This is a genomic window from Hyphomonas neptunium ATCC 15444 (genome assembly GCF_000013025.1).
Classification (GTDB): Bacteria; Pseudomonadota; Alphaproteobacteria; order Caulobacterales; family Hyphomonadaceae; genus Hyphomonas; species Hyphomonas neptunia.
In genome coordinates this window covers 1,752,832-1,770,157 of record NC_008358.1, presented here as the reverse complement: position 1 = coordinate 1,770,157, position 17,326 = coordinate 1,752,832, and the positions used below count along the sequence as shown (strand labels likewise).

The 17,326-nt window shown below is 61.3% G+C and carries 16 protein-coding genes and 2 pseudogenes; 12 read left to right on the top strand and 6 right to left on the bottom strand.

All coding sequences use genetic code 11. From position 1 onward, the window contains the following. Positions 1-23: 23 nt before the first annotated feature. The 6 genes and pseudogenes from HNE_RS18365 to HNE_RS17950 all read right to left on the bottom strand — a co-directional run. Positions 24-335: pseudogene (locus HNE_RS18365) on the bottom strand (type IV secretory system conjugative DNA transfer family protein); the annotation flags it as partial. Next, a complete protein-coding gene (locus tag HNE_RS18360) occupies positions 314-1,342 on the bottom strand; it encodes a helicase-related protein (RefSeq protein WP_233352049.1) in 1,029 nt (342 codons plus the stop codon). The pseudogene HNE_RS18365 and the gene HNE_RS18360, both read right to left, overlap by 22 nt. After that, entirely contained in the window at positions 1,308-2,315 is a 1,008-nt protein-coding gene (locus HNE_RS18725) for a hypothetical protein (protein ID WP_160162614.1), read from the bottom strand. The genes HNE_RS18360 and HNE_RS18725 overlap by 35 nt, the downstream gene beginning before the upstream one ends. Next, a complete protein-coding gene (locus HNE_RS08510) occupies positions 2,308-3,108 on the bottom strand; it encodes a hypothetical protein (protein WP_011646730.1) in 801 nt (266 codons plus the stop codon). Before HNE_RS08510 ends, HNE_RS18725 begins: the two co-directional genes overlap by 8 nt. 2 nt (positions 3,109-3,110) lie before the next feature. Continuing rightward, positions 3,111-3,422, bottom strand: coding sequence for a hypothetical protein (locus tag HNE_RS08505; protein WP_049755086.1), 312 nt, complete (start codon positions 3,420-3,422; stop codon positions 3,111-3,113). Between the two features lie 50 nt (positions 3,423-3,472). Then, complete coding sequence (locus HNE_RS17950; protein WP_011646728.1) at positions 3,473-4,672, bottom strand: hypothetical protein; 1,200 nt, start codon at positions 4,670-4,672, stop codon at positions 3,473-3,475. 39 nt (positions 4,673-4,711) lie between these two features. On the opposite strand from HNE_RS17950, the gene trbG reads away from it, so the two are divergent. The 12 genes and pseudogenes from trbG (at position 4,712) to HNE_RS19135 (ending at position 17,313) form a co-directional block, all read left to right on the top strand. Next, positions 4,712-5,671: a P-type conjugative transfer protein TrbG gene (gene trbG, locus HNE_RS08495; protein WP_011646727.1), complete on the top strand. Its 960-nt coding sequence runs from the start codon at positions 4,712-4,714 to the stop codon at positions 5,669-5,671. A gap of 4 nt (positions 5,672-5,675) precedes the next feature. Then, positions 5,676-6,920 carry a TrbI/VirB10 family protein gene (locus HNE_RS08490; RefSeq protein WP_011646726.1) on the top strand — a complete coding sequence of 415 codons (1,245 nt, stop codon included), beginning with the start codon at positions 5,676-5,678 and terminating at the stop codon, positions 6,918-6,920. Beyond that, the gene (locus HNE_RS08485; protein ID WP_083759054.1) at positions 6,917-7,153 is read left to right on the top strand and encodes a DUF2274 domain-containing protein; all 237 of its coding nucleotides are present in this window, start codon (positions 6,917-6,919) and stop codon (positions 7,151-7,153) included. The genes HNE_RS08490 and HNE_RS08485 overlap by 4 nt, the downstream gene beginning before the upstream one ends. Before the next feature lie 3 nt (positions 7,154-7,156). Beyond that, positions 7,157-7,462: a DUF736 domain-containing protein gene (locus HNE_RS08480; protein ID WP_011646725.1), complete on the top strand. Its 306-nt coding sequence runs from the start codon at positions 7,157-7,159 to the stop codon at positions 7,460-7,462. Continuing rightward, positions 7,459-7,752, top strand: a complete 294-nt coding sequence (locus HNE_RS19145) for a helix-turn-helix transcriptional regulator (protein WP_083759053.1) — start codon at positions 7,459-7,461, stop codon at positions 7,750-7,752. The genes HNE_RS08480 and HNE_RS19145 overlap by 4 nt, the downstream gene beginning before the upstream one ends. 412 nt (positions 7,753-8,164) lie before the next feature. Continuing rightward, positions 8,165-8,689 (top strand): hypothetical protein, encoded by a 525-nt coding sequence (locus tag HNE_RS08470; protein WP_011646723.1) that lies wholly within the window; start codon positions 8,165-8,167, stop codon positions 8,687-8,689. Between the two features lie 77 nt (positions 8,690-8,766). After that, positions 8,767-10,062, top strand: coding sequence for a TolC family protein (locus tag HNE_RS08465; RefSeq protein ID WP_011646722.1), 1,296 nt, complete (start codon positions 8,767-8,769; stop codon positions 10,060-10,062). After that, a complete protein-coding gene (locus tag HNE_RS08460) occupies positions 10,059-11,363 on the top strand; it encodes an efflux RND transporter periplasmic adaptor subunit (RefSeq protein WP_011646721.1) in 1,305 nt (434 codons plus the stop codon). The genes HNE_RS08465 and HNE_RS08460 overlap by 4 nt, the downstream gene beginning before the upstream one ends. 14 nt (positions 11,364-11,377) lie before the next feature. After that, positions 11,378-14,503, top strand: a complete 3,126-nt coding sequence (locus tag HNE_RS08455) for an efflux RND transporter permease subunit (RefSeq protein WP_035591782.1) — start codon at positions 11,378-11,380, stop codon at positions 14,501-14,503. 75 nt (positions 14,504-14,578) lie between these two features. Then, positions 14,579-16,570 carry a heavy metal translocating P-type ATPase gene (locus tag HNE_RS08450; RefSeq protein ID WP_011646719.1) on the top strand — a complete coding sequence of 664 codons (1,992 nt, stop codon included), beginning with the start codon at positions 14,579-14,581 and terminating at the stop codon, positions 16,568-16,570. A gap of 327 nt (positions 16,571-16,897) precedes the next feature. Next, a pseudogene (locus HNE_RS19140) lies at positions 16,898-17,020 on the top strand (DUF3703 domain-containing protein); the annotation flags it as partial. A gap of 107 nt (positions 17,021-17,127) precedes the next feature. After that, entirely contained in the window at positions 17,128-17,313 is a 186-nt protein-coding gene (locus tag HNE_RS19135; protein WP_011646716.1) for a DUF3703 domain-containing protein, read from the top strand. The last annotated feature ends 13 nt before the right edge of the window (positions 17,314-17,326 follow it).

The window sequence follows — 17,326 nt, the reverse complement described above, 5'->3', positions numbered from 1 at the left end:
CAATCGCACAGGACAATCTTCAAATCGTGAATCCGCTTGGCCGTGCGCTCATCATTGGTCGCAAAGGCCACGCGCACATGGCAATTGTCCAGAATAGCATTGTTGGGACCATACGCCTTCTCGATCTGGTTCAGCGACTGGGCAACCAGGAACGCCCGGACCCCATACCCCGCCATGAACGCGAGCGCCGTCTCGAAGAAATCGATCCGCCCCAGGGCCGGGAACTCGTCCAGCATCAGGAGCAGCTTCCGCCGCGAGGGATCGGGCTCCTGCTCGGTCAGCCGGCGCGCAATCTGGTTGAGAACAAGCCGCATCAGGGGTTTGGTGCGCGAGACACAGCATCCGTCTCGATATGGATGCGGTCCATCACCGCCATCAATGGATCGTCGATGATGAGGCATTGATCCGCTTGCGAAAAAATCTCTTGAAGCTTTCTCCACTGCGTGCCGATCAGGTTTTCTTGATCATCAATGCCTGTCACTTTGCTCGGAATGATCAAGACCATCCCGGTCGCGTTCTCTCCAGCCCGTCCGGCACGGCCGGCGGCGTTTAAGAGATCTTCTGCTTTCAGAATGCTTTGCTTGCCAGTATCCGGCTGAAACTCGCTGTCGCTTGAAAGGATAACCAATTCCGCCGGTAGATTCATCCCCTGCGCCAAGGTTGACGTGGCTGCAAGCACAGAAATCGCGCCGTTTCGTCGATAAAGACGTTCGACTAATTGGCGCTCCTCCGGCAACAATTGCCCATGATGGCACGCTGCGCGACCAATGAGTTTTCCGTCTTTGAGCGGAAGATAGAGGTGCCGAACATGCCCGACTTCGTCGATTATCGTATCTAGCAAACGTTGTTCAGCTTCATTCAGATCGACGCTACATGGGCCTAGTGCTTCCGCTGCTCTATTCGCGATGGATGAGGCATTGGGAATGGTTGTGGCAAAGACCAAAGTTCGAATGTGGGCGCGCGCCGCGTCAGCCGCGAGAGCCGATGCGACCTCTCCGGCATTTGGGGTCAGTTTCCAAAACTTGTTTGTCGCCAGCGGCAGAGGATCGCGGTGAAAAGGCAAAAGAACGTAGCGCTCTCGCTCGGTAGTCGCCCAAGTCTGCTGCACACTGAAAAAACCAAACACTGGGGCCGAAATTTGATCTTTGAGGCGTTTAGGAACGCCACTTGTTGCTGTGGTTTTGGCGGTGGTGAGGGTTTTCTGGAGCGCTCTCAACTGGGCCAAATCATAAACAACACACCCTCGTATCTGACGGGTTGGCTTCCAGCTATCGTCGAACGAGAGTGATGGTCGGCCTGTTAGCTCCTCAATCCATCCAGCAAGCTCCTCGGTGTTTTTCATCATGGCCGAAAGCAGGAGAAAGTCGGCACTCGGGGCGATCCGCGCGATCATCAAGATACAAAGCATCGCATCGATCGCGCGCTTGTTCGCGTCGGTTTGCCGCAACGCCCTGCATCGCTTTGCGCCATCTAGCAGGATCGGTCGCATCCGGTGCCGGCAAATTGACGACCGCACCGTCCAATAATGAGCGCCCAAGAATGATGAGCAGGCTCGCCAAATGAAACGGACCTGAGAAAGCGACGAGGGCCTGCGCGTTCAGATCGCCTAAGGCATCCGTGGCCGTCGGTGATGCTAGGCTTTTCACCCTTTCGAATACGGCGATGGGATCAGCCATATCGGTGATGCGACGCCCTTGGAGACGAAAGGCTAGGGCTCTCACGCCGCGAAGCAATTGATAGTACAACGCAGCGACAGCTTGCTGATAGTCAGTACCCACGACAACTCGCCGACGTCCCAGGCTGCGACTGTCGGTTATTGCGCCGACTTGACCTCGGGCCAGACGGATCAAGGTCCAGATCAAATTGGCTTGGAGCGGTTCGTCTTCTGGGAAGTTGATATGACGTGACACTTCTGCCGCGTCCGCCGACGCCTCAGCGGCTAGAAACAAGAGCATGGCCGAGATCTCGGGACTGATCGCATCTCCGCGCAGGTAAGCCGCTCCGGCCGTATCCTTACGAATGGCTTCGGCTTGGCGCACCAGCTGGTAGGCCGTTGCCGCCACAAAAGCAGCCGCCGCTTTGTCATCGCGGTCTGGCGAAGCCAGAATCAGCGCCTCATTCGTGCGCGCAAGCCTCTGAGCAAAACCAATGGTCTCTGAGAGCTGTTCTAAACTTGGCTGCCCGTCACGAAGCATCACCCGCGCTGACGCGATCTCCGCATACGCTCTTGAAAGCACATCTGGCAAATCTTCGCGGTCTAATCCTGGTAGCTCTGGTGTCTGACGAATAAGCGCTGCGGTTTGAGGGTCATACATCTTTTGCCTCCAAATCGTGCACCGCTTCTGCGTCTTCTATCCATCCAATCGCTTTGTTTGAAAGCTCGGCGAGCCACGGTCTGATATCGGCTAAATGAAGCGTTTCTGCTCGACGCCGCGTCAAGTCCCCAAGAACCGTCTTTTCATAGTCTTTGAACAGACGCTTGCGGCCAGCCTCTGTCGCATGCGTCGCGCCTACGATTGTAGAGATGCGATAAGCCCGCTGCTTATTCCAAAAGATGCTCGCCACGGTCGCATCGGCGTCCCCAACGCCATTCTTGGAAAGCATGTCGCTCACCGCCGCGATCAACTCATTGTCGCGGCGGCCCGACTCAAAGGTTTTGAATTCAGGCCAAACGCTGTCACGCACTCGGTCGCGGGGGTGCTCCGTGGCCTTTTCTTCGCAGATCACCACACGAGCGATACCGCGATCTTGGAATTCGATGATCAAACCATCCGTCCCTTTGTCAGCAAGCCGAATATGCGGCGCATGGATAAGCGCCGTATCGTCCTGCTGATGCGCGGCAATCCAGGCCATGACTTGAAAGACCCAGCCGTCTCGATGGAAGATCTCGTCCTCGGTGGCCGCCGTCAGCGTCGCCTTGGCGCCTTCAAACCCGGCAGTGGGCGATACAGGCTTGTTGCCAAGCTCATGCAGGATTGACTGAACCGTCTGCGCTTGACCGAGCGCTATGCGAGCGATGAGCTCAGCTAACGTGTCTTCATCATCAACGGACCACGTTGATCCGGTCCACCGCTGTTCATGGGAAATCGGAGTGAAGGACATTGGCATGGCTATCGCGCCTCACCCGGCAGCGGATAGAGCCCCGGCGGACGATCGACGCCCATTTCAAGCACATGGTTGACCATGACATCCATGGGATCACCTTGAGCTTCCGGGAGATCGATCGATGCCTGAATAAATGTTTCGCTATCGGCAGCGGCGAGGCCTGGGATAATGATCAGACTGGGATCAATATAGCCGCACTCGACCGGCTTTCTGAATCCGATTGCATTGGCCGTGACCAAGATCAGCTTTTCGCCGATGCGTCGCTCGAGGGCCGCATGATCAGCTTGCCCAATGCGGTTGAGGTCTCGCGGATGCATGAGAAAAGGCTCTCCCTTCTGAAATAGGGTCCGCAGAGTGGAGGGCGTTTTCATAGGCCTTTGGGACAAACGATTGGTACCACGCGCAGGCGCCGTCCGCTTTCTGCTACATCCGCCTCGATCGCGGCTGGGTTCTTACAGTATCTATGAGGGTCAAAGACCAAACATACTAGTGTATCAACATGGTCCATAGCAGCGTACCGGGCGGCGTCCTCTATAAGCTGGTTTACGACCTCTTTTTGACCCAGACTTTTTCGGGTCATTTTGACCTCAACAATCATCCGCGCCTCAGGTAAGTAGAAATCAACCCGGGAGCTATTCCCCGCATATGAGGGCGTTACCTCTTCCGAGCGAACATCATCAAAATGAAGATGGAGGATCGCGCCAAAAAGATCTTGTACATCATATTCATCATTGATCTCAAAACTAGGGCGACCGGCATAACGTCTTTGCAGCGCATGGGAGAGCAGAGGAAAGCGCCGACATAGTGCCTCGACTTTTTCAAGGGTCGTGGAGGATTGAGGGCCAAGGGAAAACCGATCAATCAGCCGTTCAGCAAACACGCTGAGTGCAGCTGCCGAAGCCACATCGCTGATTGAGATCGCTTCACGCAGAAGCTTGGTTTGCAGGGCGGCCTCAATGTCGTGAATCTCCAGTACACCCTCTGAAGGAAAAGCCAACGCCAATGCTGAGAGCAAAATGAGATCCGGCATGGGGAGCGTTTGATAATCCGGGGTGGCATTCGGTTCAGCTGGTGCGCCCTCTAGCTGCGCGATGGCCAGATTGGCGGCGCAGCGCGTAGACGCGGTCTCAAGTTCATTCTTGTTCAACCCCCGTCTCAAAACCGAAGACAGCCAAGAGCGATGCCCTGCCTGATCGTCTCTGAGGATCGTCAATCCATGAGCAAGGCCTAGCACTTCGATTGGATTGTGCACGAAGGAATCGCGATTGGCCGGGTACGGATCTCGCCCGCGCAGATGCTCTACGGCTTCCATCCAACTGCTTTGGTCGCCATCGCTCAACTGATCAGCAAGGTATCCATATGCCGCAAGCACTGGCGATCGGCGCAATAACTGCGCATCAACCGATGGCGGCGTTGACGCCATAACACCTTTCAAGGACTTTTGATGACGTTTTAGCAGAAGATACGCTAACCCGCTTGAAGGATCCGGCCATGCATAGTCCTGACCCAGCTGCCGCCGCGTTTCCGCCAGAATCGCGGCGAGCGGGCTTTCGATCACGCCGCTCATAGAAACCAGCGGCTGTGTTTCAGCTTCACATCGAGCGCCGTGGTCGACCAGTTCGGTACACCGCCCCCGCCCGAGCCCCTGTTCGATCCTGCCCGGTTCGTGGAGGCCCGCCCCACAGAAGACCCGAAACCCGAGCGCGTCGAAATCGTGGAAACAGCGATCCCGCTGCCGCTGCCTGGCCAGCTAAAATCCCTTGATCCTGAGCCTGCAAAAAAGCCCGCCCTGAGCCCCGAAGGGGCCATTGAGGCAGGCCGCGCCGGCGCGGTGATCGAACCCTCCCCGGAGGGGTTCCTCAATGCCGTCCAGGTCTATCCTTATACGGAAGGGGCGCTCTACCGTCTCTATGCGAGCCCCGGCCAGGTCACGGATATTGCGCTCCAGCCCGGGGAGACGCTGGTCTCGGTGTCGGCGGGCGACACCGTCCGCTGGATTGTCGGGGACACGGCGTCGGGTTCTGGCAGCGCGGCCCGGGCGCATATCCTGGTCAAGCCCGTCGCCGCGGGCCTTCAGACAAACCTGATGATCGCCACCGACCGGCGGACCTATCACCTCGACCTGGAATCGACGCCTGCCACCTACATGGCCGCCCTTTCCTGGCGCTATCCGCAGGATGAACTCGCCGGCCTCACCGCCCGCAATGCGAACGCCGCAGCACAGGAAGCCGTTCCCGTCGAACGCGGCCTGAGCCTCGAGACCCTCTCCTTCGATTACCGCATCACCGGCGACAGCCCGGACTGGACACCCGTCCGCGTGTTCGATGACGGCCGCCAGGTCTTCATCCAGATGCCAGCGGGCGTAGCTGCCTCCGAAATGCCGCCCCTCTTTGTGCTGTCATCCGGGGGCACGGCCGAACTCGTCAACTACCGGGTCCGGGGGACCTACTACATCGTCGACCGCCTGTTCACCGCCGCCGAGCTGCGGCACGGGACAAAGCCTCAGACGGTCGTGCGCATATCAAAAGCAAGCGCGGAGCCCAGGTCCCGCTGGCGGAGAGGTTGAGCCCATGACCCAGCCGCCGCCTCTCAAGGAAACCGCCCGCCAGCTGGAGATCCGCTCAAAGCCGAAGCCCGCCACCCGGATCAACCGCAAACTGCTGCTCGCTGGCGCGGGCCTCGGCGCGCTCGGCCTCTTCGCCGCCGCCACCTTTGCGCTGGCCCCGCCCCGGCCCCCAGAGCCCGCCCCGCAGGATGAGCTGCTCGTGGCGGGCAAGCGCAAGCCCGATGGGTTTTCGGCGCTCCCGGCCGACTATACCGCGCTCGGGGACGTGCCCGTGCTCGGGACGCCCGTCTCTGGGGATCTCGGCGCGACCATCCGGGCCGCTGAGGAGGCTTATGGCATCGAACCGGACTTCCAGACCGAGTACCGCACCGACTTCCGGCCACGGCCGGAAGAGGAAGCGGCCCGCACCGCGCGGCTGGAAGCCGCCGCCCTGGCCGAAGAGGCGGCCCGCGCGCCGCTCCTGTTCCGGCTCGGCAATGCGGCCGCGCCTGGCCCCGCTCCGGCACGCCCCACAGACGCCAGCTTTGATCTCTCTTCGGAACTCCTCGCCCTGGCGCGGCCATCCCCGAACGCCGGAGCGAGCCCCCCGCCCGATCCAAACCTCCAGGCCCGGAAGGCCGCCTTTGCCAGCGACCGTGCAGGGGGCCCCATCTACAATCCCGACCGGGTTCAGGATCCGCTTTCGCCCTACCAGCTGATGGCGGGCTCCCTGATCCCGGCCAGCCTGATCACCGGGATCAACTCCGATCTTCCCGGCGCGGTCATCGCCCAGGTCACGCAGAACGTTTATGACACCGTTCGCGGCCAGCACCGCCTGATCCCCCAGGGCAGCCGCCTGATCGGGCGCTACCAGTCGGAAGTCTCGTTCGGCCAGGACCGGGCGCTGGTCGTCTGGGACCGGATCCTGATGCCCGATGGCAGCTCGATCACGATCTCGGAGCCGGGCAGCGATACCGCAGGATATGCGGGCCTCAAAGACCGGACCGATCATCATTGGGACAGGGTCTTTGCTGCCGCTGGTCTCGCCACGATGCTCGGCATCGGCGCCGAGCTCGGCCCCAGCGAAGACGGAGATATCGAGCGCGCGATCCGCCGGGGCACCACCGATACAATCAACGAAGCCGGCCAGCGCGCGGTCGATCGCAGCCTCGGGGTCCAGCCTTCGATCACCATCCGTCCGGGCTGGCCCGTCCGCGTCCTCGTGACAAAGGACCTCGTCCTGCGTCCCTATCCGGAGACAGCCCCGTGAACCTGCGCCTTGCAAAACTCCCTGACCGCACGCCGGTGAAGCTCACCCTGGCGCTCGATCCGGATACCGCGGCCGCGCTGCAGGATTATGCGGCGCTCTATCAGGAGACTTATGGCGAAGGCGAACGCGTAGAAACGCTCGCCGCGGCCATGATCGACATGTTCCTGGCCTCAGATGCCGGGTTCAGACGGGCCCGCAAAGCCCTGCCCAAACCTGCCAGCAAAGGAGACTGACCCATGGCACAGATCGGCGCATTCACCCTGAAGGACGGAACCTGGACCGGAACCCTCCGTACACTAACCATCAATGTCAAAGCCCAGCTTGTTCCTAACAAGGACAAGACACAAGGCGCGCCGGATTTCCGGCTCTATGCCGGCGGCGCAGAGCTTGGCGCCGCCTGGCGCGAGGACTCAAAGGATGGCGAAACGCCTTATCTCGCTGTGAAACTCGATGATCCGAGCTTCGCCCAGCCGATGCGCGCCGCCTTCTTCGAAAACGAAAAAGAAGGCACCGGCGTCCTTGTCTGGAACCGTCCCAAATGAGCCAGTTCCCCCCACGCGCGTTTATTCGCATGGCAGCTGAACGCGAAGCGTCAGAACGACCGCCGACACTGACCCACTCGAATGAGCGGGAAAGTGAGATGGGTTTGCGCTTTCTGTCACTTCGCGATGTTCTTGACAGGCTGACAATCAGCCGGTCGCTTCTCTACGAACTGATCAAGGATCCGGTCCAGCCCTTCCCGGCGCCCATTCACATTGGCCGTCGGAGCGTTTGGGTTGAGAACGAAGTCGAGAGCTATATGCGAGCCGTTCTGAGCACAGCGCGAAGGTAATGCGCGGGCGGTCCGCACTTGTTTGCCTTGCAGCGCGGGCTGAATCGCCCGTAGCATGCTCAGTTGCGACTGAGGCAAACGCCTTGGTCAAAGCGACAAAGGATTGGGCGCAATGGCCAGGATCCACTCGCTTTGGTCCCGTTTAACGTCGCGCCGATATGGGCCGTAGCCAGATCAAATCTGGGCCCTATTTGACCGGGGGAAGGCTACCCGCGATGGACCGCGCGGCCGAGGGTCTTTCACAACGGTCTATCCCTTGCGACATGGTTAACTGAAGGCCGTTTCGTTATTTCGCTAGACCGCCGCTATTGCAAAAAATGTTGCCGGGTTCATTCCGGAAGCGTCCGGGTCGAAGCCAGCCATAACAATTGCGCGAGGCGCTGCACTGCAGTGATGTCGAAGATAGGCAAACATGCGCCAACCAAGCCAACGCTACGATACTTTATTACAGCTGTCGGTGTGTAATAGTGTTGCAAGCCGCAGAAATGCGCCCGTGCGGCCTACATCTCGCAAGCTGACCCAGCGCGTGCGGCAAAACGGCTTGCCGCAAATTTTTCATGCAAACACAACTATTCGATGCTATCTGGGCATTATGGTGCTGACAGTCGCGTCTTCCTGGTTCCGGTTTTTAATGGCCGCGCTTGTTGCGCTGGCCTTCGTTGCCGGACCTTTGGCGGAAGATGCGCACGCCGCCGAGCGGTCAACGATCTGCTATGTCGATCACACGGCTGATACGGCGGCGCCGGAAGATTCCGACCCATCCGGCGGGCACGAGCACGCTGTGCACACCTGCGGCGCCTGCCATCATCCCATCTGGCGTGCCAACGAAGGCGTCACCTTTGACCTGATTACAACGAGCCCACGTTTTTCGTTGAAGCCCGACACTGCTGTGTTGAAAGCCCCGCCCTACGAACTGCTGCGTCCGCCTCGGGCCTGATCCTCTGCAACCGTTTCCGGATGCGTCCTTCGCGTCCGGTGCCTGCCGAGACATCAGCCTGAGGATCAAATCTTTCCATGACATTCCTTTATCGGGGCGCGCTTGCCGCCCCGGCGTTCGCCCTCGCCGCATTCGTCGCGGCAGGCAGCGCCTCTGCAAGCCCTTGCATGCCAGACCATGTTGCCGCGCCGAGCGCGCTCTCTCCAGATGTGCCCCTGACGCTTGAGGCGGCGCTCAATGAAATCCGCCGAACATCTCCGGATATACGGGCCGCCGGACTTGAAGCCCGCGCGCTCAATGCAGATGCGGACCAGGCCGGCAGGTGGCTCAATCCAACGCTCACCGCAGATTTCGAGAACTTCTCCGGCGGCGGCGCCCTGTCCGGCTTCGACCAGTCCGAGACAACATTCGGGGTCGAACAGACCTTCCGGCTGGGCAATAAGCGGGGCCTGGAAGAACGCGCAGCCCGCGCCCGGGCGGCGCTGGGGACTGCTGAATGCGCTGTCATCCTTCGCGAATCCGAACGCGAGGCAGCGCTTGCGTATGCCGACCTGGTCGCCGCGTCCGAAGCGGCAAGGCTCGCCGATGAGGCATCAAACCTCAGCTCAACCCTGGCAGAAACCGTCAGCAAAAGGGTGGAGGCGGGCGCTGCGGCGCCTCCTGAGCTTGCCCGCGCCCGCGCAGACGCCGCGAGCCTACGTGCCGAAGCGGCGTTGGCCCGGGGCGAAGTCGAGGCGAGGGCGTATGCGCTCGCAAGTCTCTGGGGCGAAGCCGATCTGCGTTTTGCCGTTCCCTCAGAGTTCCAGATCATTGCCGCCGCCCAATCGGGTACGGCGCCTCATCCGAACCTGGCTGCCGCCAAGGCTGCGGTGGACGCCAGAGAGGCCGAACTCAAGCGCGCCCGGGCTGAAGCTATTCCGGACGTCACACTTTCAGGTGGGGTCCGCCGGTTCGAAGCGACAGGCGATAGCGCTTTCGTTGCCGGGCTGAGCTTGCCTCTGCCGCTGTTTGACCGCGGCAGCGATACCGTTCGGGCGACCCGTCTTCGCGGCGACGCCGCAAAGGTTTCTGCCGAAGCGGTCGAGGCGCGGCTCAGGGCCGAACAGGCGGCAGCCACCGCTACCGCCCGCGCGGCGAACACGAGGCTATCAATTCTCACCAAAGAGGCGCTGCCAGAGGCAGAAGCCGCATTCGAAGCCGCTGACCAGGGTTACGCGATCGGCCGTTTCGACCTCACCACCACCCTCCAGGCGCGCGCGGCCCTGATCGACGTGCGCCAGGCCACCATTGCCGCCCGCCGGGATGCGCGCGCGGCAGACCTTTTGCTCCGCAGCCTGATCGGCGCGGCCCCCTTTGACGGAGACACACAATGATCGACCCCAAACTGACTGGGCTGGCACTGGTGCTGGCCATGACGCTCGCCGGCTGCGGCGGTTCCGGTGACACGGCCCGCGCAGATGCTGCAGCGGTCGCCGGAGCGACAACCGACGAGCACGCGGATCATGACGATCACGCCGAAGAAGAAGACGGGCATTCTGAAGAGGAAGGCCATGCCGACGGCGAAGAAGAAGGTCATGACGATCATGACGATCATGGCGACGAAGCGAACGGTGACGTTGTTCTGCTCGACAAGGCTGCCGCAGCTGAAGCCGGGATCGCCCTGTCACCGGCGGAGACCGGACCGCTCAGTGAAACGCTCTCTTTGCCAGCAGAGCTTCGTTTTGATGCCGACCGGGTGGCGCAGGTTGCTGCGCCCGTCAGCGGCCTGGTCTCGAGACTGGACAAGGGCGAAGGCGACAAGGTCAAGCGCGGCGAACGCCTTGCTGTCTTGTCCAGCCGCGAACTCGCCGGTCTGAAGGCGGACTTCCTGACAGCGAAATCCGCAGAAAGCCTTGCGGCCTCGCAGTTTGCCCGTGAAGAGCGTCTGTTTGCCGACAAGATTACGTCGCAGGCTGAACTGGATGCCGCCCAAGCCGCCCTGATCAGCGCCCGCGCCGAACGGGAAGCGATGGAGAACAAGCTCCACGCCGTCGGAATCAGCGATAGCGTGCTTGAGCGGCTCGGCCAAGCACCGGATGGCTCCCTGGCCAACGCAGCCCTCATTGCCCCTCTCGGCGGCACGGTCATTTCCCGGAGTGTTTCGATTGGTTCAAGCGTTGAAGCAGGTGGCGAGGCGCTGTTCATCATTGTGGATGACAGCCAACTCTGGGCAGACATCGCGGTCTACAAGGATGATGCCAGCGCAATTGAAACTGGCCAGCCAGTCATCCTGCGAACGCGGGATGGCGCGGAAGCCGCCCGCGGCAAGATTGCGCTGATACTCCCCGTTATCAGCGAAACGACCCGCACCAGCACGGCGCGCGTGATCGTAGACAACCCGGAAAGCCGCCTCCGCCCGGGCCAGTTCGTTACCGCCGAAATCTCGGTCGGCGAATCCGGCCGCACGCTGCATGTTCCGTCCGATGCGATCGTGGTTGTCGAGGACAAACCGTCAGTTTTTGTCCCCGTCGAAGGTGGATTTGCGCCGCGACCAGTAAAGCCGGGCCGCGCCAGCGCGGGTCTCACAGAAATCCTCGACGGGCTGGAGCAAGGCGAGCGCTTTGTCTCGGCCGGTGCCTTCACCCTGAAAGCGCAGCTTGAAAAAGACGCTTTCGGCGACGGCCACGCCCACTAAGGACACCCCACCCCATGCTGAACCTCATGCACAGAATTGCAGGCGGACGCCTGCTGGCAGCGATTGCTGTCATCGCAATGACCCTGGGCGGACTTTTTGCCTTCCGCAGTCTGCCGGTTGACGCTTTTCCGGATCCGTCTCCCGCGCTTGTCCAGATCTTCACCGAGACCGAAGGCCTCTCCCCGGAGGAGGTCGAGCGGTATGTGACCTTTCCGATCGAGACCGCCATGTCCGGCCTGCCCAAGGTCCGGGAAATGCGCTCGACATCGAACTTCGGATTATCCGTACTCAACATCTATTTCGAGGACGGCACAGACGTCTATTTTGCCCGCCAGGTTGTGGGCGAGCGTCTCGGAGAAGCTGCCGAGGCTATTCCCGAAGGCTTTGGTACGCCGAAGATGGGACCGATTTCGACCGGCCTCGGCATCATCATGTATTTCCGGCTCGTTGATGACTCCGGCACCCGGTCGCTGGTTGAAATGCGCGAAATCGCTGACTGGATGATCAAGTACCCGCTCCAGTCGGTCGAAGGCATTACCGAAGTCCTGGCGCTTGGCGGCTATGAGAAGCAGTACCAGGTCAACCTCGATCCGGATTCACTGCTCGCGCAGGACATTCAGATCAGTGAAGTGATCGACGCCCTGAAGAGCGCCAACAGAACGGCAGGTGCGCAGTTCATCGAGCTGGGCGCCGAGCAATACACGGTCCGCGGCGTTGGTCTGGCGACAACGATCGCCGATCTCGTGGAAACGCCGGTCAAGACAGTCGACGGACGCACCGTCCGGGTTGGCGATCTGGGAGAGGTCGAAATCGGCGGCGCCGTTCGCCAGGGTATGGCCACGGCGAACGGCGAAGGCGAGGTGGTTGCCGGTCTCGTCCTCAAACTCTATGGCAGCAACACGTCCGATGTCATCGAGAACGCCAAGGCGCGCTTTGATGAAATCAACGCCTCCCTGCCCGACGGCGTGCGCGCAATACCCTACTATGACCAGGGTACCCTTGTGGAAAAAGCCGCTGCAACGGTGACGACAGCACTGTGGCAAGGCGGCCTGCTCGTTGCGATTGTCGTGTTCCTGCTGCTTGGCGGCTGGCGCCCAAGCCTGGTCGTCGTGTTTTCGATCCCCTTCTCGGTCGGATTTGCGTTCATCGCGATGAACGTTTTCGGCATCGGCGCCAATCTGATGACGCTCGGAGGGGTCGCCATTGCCATCGGTATGATGGTCGATGGGGCCATCGTGATCGCGGAGAACGTTGCGCGCGGTTTCCGTGAAAGACCGGAGGGTGAGGACAACCGAATGACGGTCGCACGGTCGAGCGCAGAAGTGATTGCACCGCTGATCGCGGCCGTAGCGGTGGTCATCATCGTGTTCCTGCCGCTATTTTCGTTGCAAGGCACCGAGGGCAAAACCTTCCGGCCGCTGGCGGCCTCGGCCGCGCTCGCAATGACCGGATCGCTGATCTACGCAGCGTTGATTGCGCCGGCAATGGCCCTTGGCCTCATGCGGCCGTCGCGATCGGCCCAGACTGCGGGCGACAGCCGGCTCACCAGGATCATCAAACCGTTCGCCGCATTTTTCGTCCGCCAACGGATTGCTGCTCTTGCCCTGGCAGGCGTCCTGCTGGTCGCTGGCGGCCTTGCGGCGACACGCCTGGGGTCGGAGTTCACACCGGCGCTTGAAGAGGGTGACATCCTGCTGAGGGTCGCCATGGCGCCCTCCATTTCGCTAACGGAAGCCAGCGCCACATCAACCCGGATCGAGAAACGGCTTATGGAAGCGTTTCCCGAAATCGATTCCATCGTCAGCCGGATCGGGCGGGGCGAAGTTGGCGCCCATGCCGACCCCGTCAACAGTATCGAAGCATTTGTTGCGCTGAAACCCAGAAAGGAATGGCGCAAGGGGCTCAATCCGGAAGAGTTGCGTGAAGCGATTTCAGACAATCTCAGCGCATTCCCCGGGGTGAGGGTCAATATCGGCCAGCCGATCGCCATGTCCATCGATGAGCTACTGACCGGTACCAAAGCACAACTTGCCGTGAAGATTTTCGGACCTGATTCCGAAGTGCTTCTCGAAAGCTCGCAAGCCCTTCAATCCCTTCTTCAGGAGGTTCCTGGTGCCAGCGATGTCCAGGCCGACCAGATTACCGGCGCGCCGCAGCTTGTCGTCTCGCTCGACCGGGTTGCGCTTGGCCGCTACGGCCTCAGCATCGAAGAAGCGCTTGAGGCCTTGCGGTCAGGCGTCGGCGGCGCCGAAGCGGGCGTCGTCTTCGAGGGTGTCCGGCAATTTCCGGTGGTGGTGCGTTACGACGAAGCCGGCCGCAACACGCCGGCAGCCATCGGGCGCATTATCCTGGAGTCTTCCAGCGGTGCACGCATTCCCCTGGAGAGCATTGCTGATATCCGGGAGATCGTTGGGCCTCGCCAGATAACCCGGGAGAATGGCGAGCGGTTCATCACCGTGCAGCTCAATGTGCGGGACCGTGACATCGGAAGCTATGTTGAGGAAGCTCAGGCGGCCGTGACGGCGGGTCTGGACCTGCCTGCCGGATATCGTGTGGAGTGGGGTGGACAGTACGAACTGCAACAGCAAGCCAATGCGCGCTTTGCGGTCGTGATCCCGATTACGCTCGGCATCGTTTTCCTGATCCTCCTCCTGACGTTCGGGCGGCTGATGTCGGCGGTGCTTATCCTGCTGAACATTCCGTTGGCGTTGACCGGAGGGGCACTGGCGCTCTGGATTGCCGGGTTGCCTGTCTCTGTGCCTGCCACGGTGGGGTTCATCGCCCTGTTCGGCATCGCCCTTGGAAACGGCATGGTGCTGGTCAGCTTCATGGATGACTTTGCAAGGGCCGGACGCAATCTCGAGGACCTCGCCATCGAAGCTGCGGGTCTGCGGGCACTTCCGGTGTTGATGACGGCGGCAACAACGGCGCTCGGCCTCGCCCCGCTGCTCTTCGCCACCGGCGTGGGCGCCGAAGTGCAGCGCCCGCTCGCCACTGTGGTGATCGGCGGCCTCGTCTCATCGACCTTGCTGACGTTGCTGGTGGTGCCGGCGCTCCATCGCTGGTTTGCCCCCAAACCGGACGGGCACCACTCGCTGGTCGAGGGCAAACATGAGCGCCCCGCCATACCGGCGGAATAGCATCAGAGGGGCGGCGCCCAACCAGCGCCGCCCCTGTTCACAAGCCAGGGGATCAGCCCGTCAGGATTTGCGACCATGTCAATTGAACCTGCCACACATCAACCGAATGCGCCCGACAAGCACGATCACGGCAAATCCGACAATCTCGAGCTGATATTTTCCCTGACCTGCGGCGCCTTGCTGGTCGTTGGGTGGCTGGGGCCAAAGCTCGGCATTGTCCCTGGCTGGCTTTCCATCCTCCTGCTCGTCGGCGCTTACATCTTTGGCGGCTTCTTCGCACTGAAAGAAGCAATTGAGAAAGTCGCGGACGCAAAGTTCGAGATCGACTTCCTGATGCTCGTCGCCGCTGCCGGCGCCGCCATCCTCGGCGCCTGGGCCGAAGGAGCGCTATTGCTCTTTCTATTCAGCCTGGGACACGCGCTCGAACACTATGCAATGGGCCGCGCGACGCGGGCCATCCAGGCGCTGGCAGAGCTCGCCCCTGACTCCGCCCTCGTCAGGCGCAATGGCGAGACCGTCGAGATGCGCATCGAAAACATTCAGCTTGGCGACATCGTTGTCGTGCGGTCCAACGAGCGGCTGCCGGTGGACGGGGTCGTGACTGCCGGCGAAAGCAGCGTCAACCAGGCGCCGATCACCGGCGAAAGCGCGCCGGTCGACAAACGCCCCCTGCCCGGCACATCGGTTGCCGAGATCGAGGCAGCCGGGCCGCAGCACAAGGTCTTCGCGGGATCAATCAACGGGAGCGGCAGTCTCGACATTTACGTCACGCGGCTCTCGTCTGAGTCTGCGCTCGCCCGCGTTGTCAAACTCGTTTCTGAAGCCGAAACACGACAGTCCCCGACACAGACGTTCATCAAGCGCTTCGAGAAGATCTTTGTGCCGCTGGTCATCGCCCTCGCGGTGCTGACGGGGTTTTCATGGCTTTTCCTGGACGAGGCACCCTCCGAAAGCTTCTATCGCGCGATGGCCGTTCTGGTTGCAGCAAGCCCCTGCGCGTTGGCGATTGCCACGCCGAGCGCGATCCTCAGCGGTATCGCCCGGGCAGCAAATGGCGGTGTACTGATCAAGGGCGGTGCGCCGCTGGAGGCGCTTGGCGGGTTGAACGCAATCGCATTCGACAAGACCGGCACGCTGACCATCGGTGAGCCCAAGGTCGTCGATATCGTTGCCTTCGAAGGAGCCGACGGGCGCGCGCTGCTGGCGACCGCCGCCGCTGTGGAGGCCTTCAGCGATCATCCCCTTGCGCGTGCTATCGTAGCGGCGGCACGCGAGAAGGATCTTCCGAAAGGTCCGGAGGCGGCAGAGTTCCAAAGCCTCACCGGCAAGGGCGTCAGCGCGATGGTCGGGGGCGAACTCGTCCTGATCGGCAAGCCTGCGATGTTCGACGGCGAAAGCGGTCCTGCCATGCCCGAAACGCTCGCGCGGGAAGTGGACACGCTTTTCGACACGGGCCGCACGATGATGGTGGTCGCGCAGGGCGGCCGCTTCCTGGGCGCCATCGGCCTGATGGACACGCCCCGTCCCGCCACCAAACGCGTGATCGCGCAGATACGAAAGCTGGGCATCACGCGGATGATGATGATCTCCGGCGACAATCACCGTGTCGCCAACGCCATCGCCCGCGATCTCGGACTGGACGAGGCGTTCGGAGACCTGATGCCGGACGACAAGGTCGCAAAGATCAAGGAACTGAAACAGCAAGGCGGTGTCGCGATGGTTGGCGACGGCGTCAACGATGCCCCGGCAATGACGAACGCGAATGTCGGAATTGCAATGGGCGCGGCGGGCTCTGACGTCGCTCTGGAAACCGCCGACATCGCCCTGATGGCGGACAATCTCGACACACTACCATTTGCTGTTGGGCTGAGCCGCGCGACCAGCCGGAACATTCGCCAGAACCTCTGGGTCAGTCTTGGTGTCGTGGCCGTTCTTGTTCCAGCGACGCTCTTCGGCGTCGGCATCGGCCCTGCCATTCTTCTGCACGAAGGTTCAACGCTGATCGTCGTTGGCAACGCCCTCAGGCTGCTGGCCTATCGCGATGAACAGAGCCCTGCTCACGTCTGATGGAGGCCGCTGAAATGACGACGACAGTGCTCACCAAATCTCTTCCGGAAGACGCGCAACGCATCGCCGGCCATTTCGGATTTTCTAAGCAGAGGGTTTTTCAATGAAAGCAATCCTGTCGTCAGCGGCGCTCCTTGCGCTGAGCGCGTGCGCGACCACCACGATACCGCAGCAGCCTGAAACACACGCTCCGACCGTTGACGCGCAAGCCTCCTGCGGGCCCCGGCCTGCCGGCCGGATGAGGTCTCACCGTTCGGCTCGGCTCGTGCTTTACCGGGCTTGCAAGGCGCGTGAAAATGCAGCGCTCAGTGCAGAAGAGGACCCGCAATGAACCCCGAGCTTCGCGCCGCTTACACGCAAAATCTTAACGCGGCGAAGTCCAGTTACCGAGCCGGAAATCATGACGCCGCTTTCTCCCACCTTGAGATCGCGCACGTCCTTGGCCAGCAGTTTTTGCTGCCGCACATAACGGTTCACGCCTGGATGCTTCGTGTTGCCGCAAAAAAAGGCAGGATAGGCGCGAGATCCTGGGCCAGATCACGCGGCTGGCCGCCACTGTGCCCGGATTCATTGCGGGCTGGGTCCCCTTGGGAAATACTGGCGGCGCCAATGTATCGGCACTCAAACCCATGCCGGTTCCCACGTCGCTTTCAGGTCTGGTTCCAAAGCCGGATATGATACGTCAGCTGAGCTTTCTTCTGGCAGCCCTGATCGGCGTCATTGTGATTTCACGCGCTTTCTGATCTTTGCCGGATA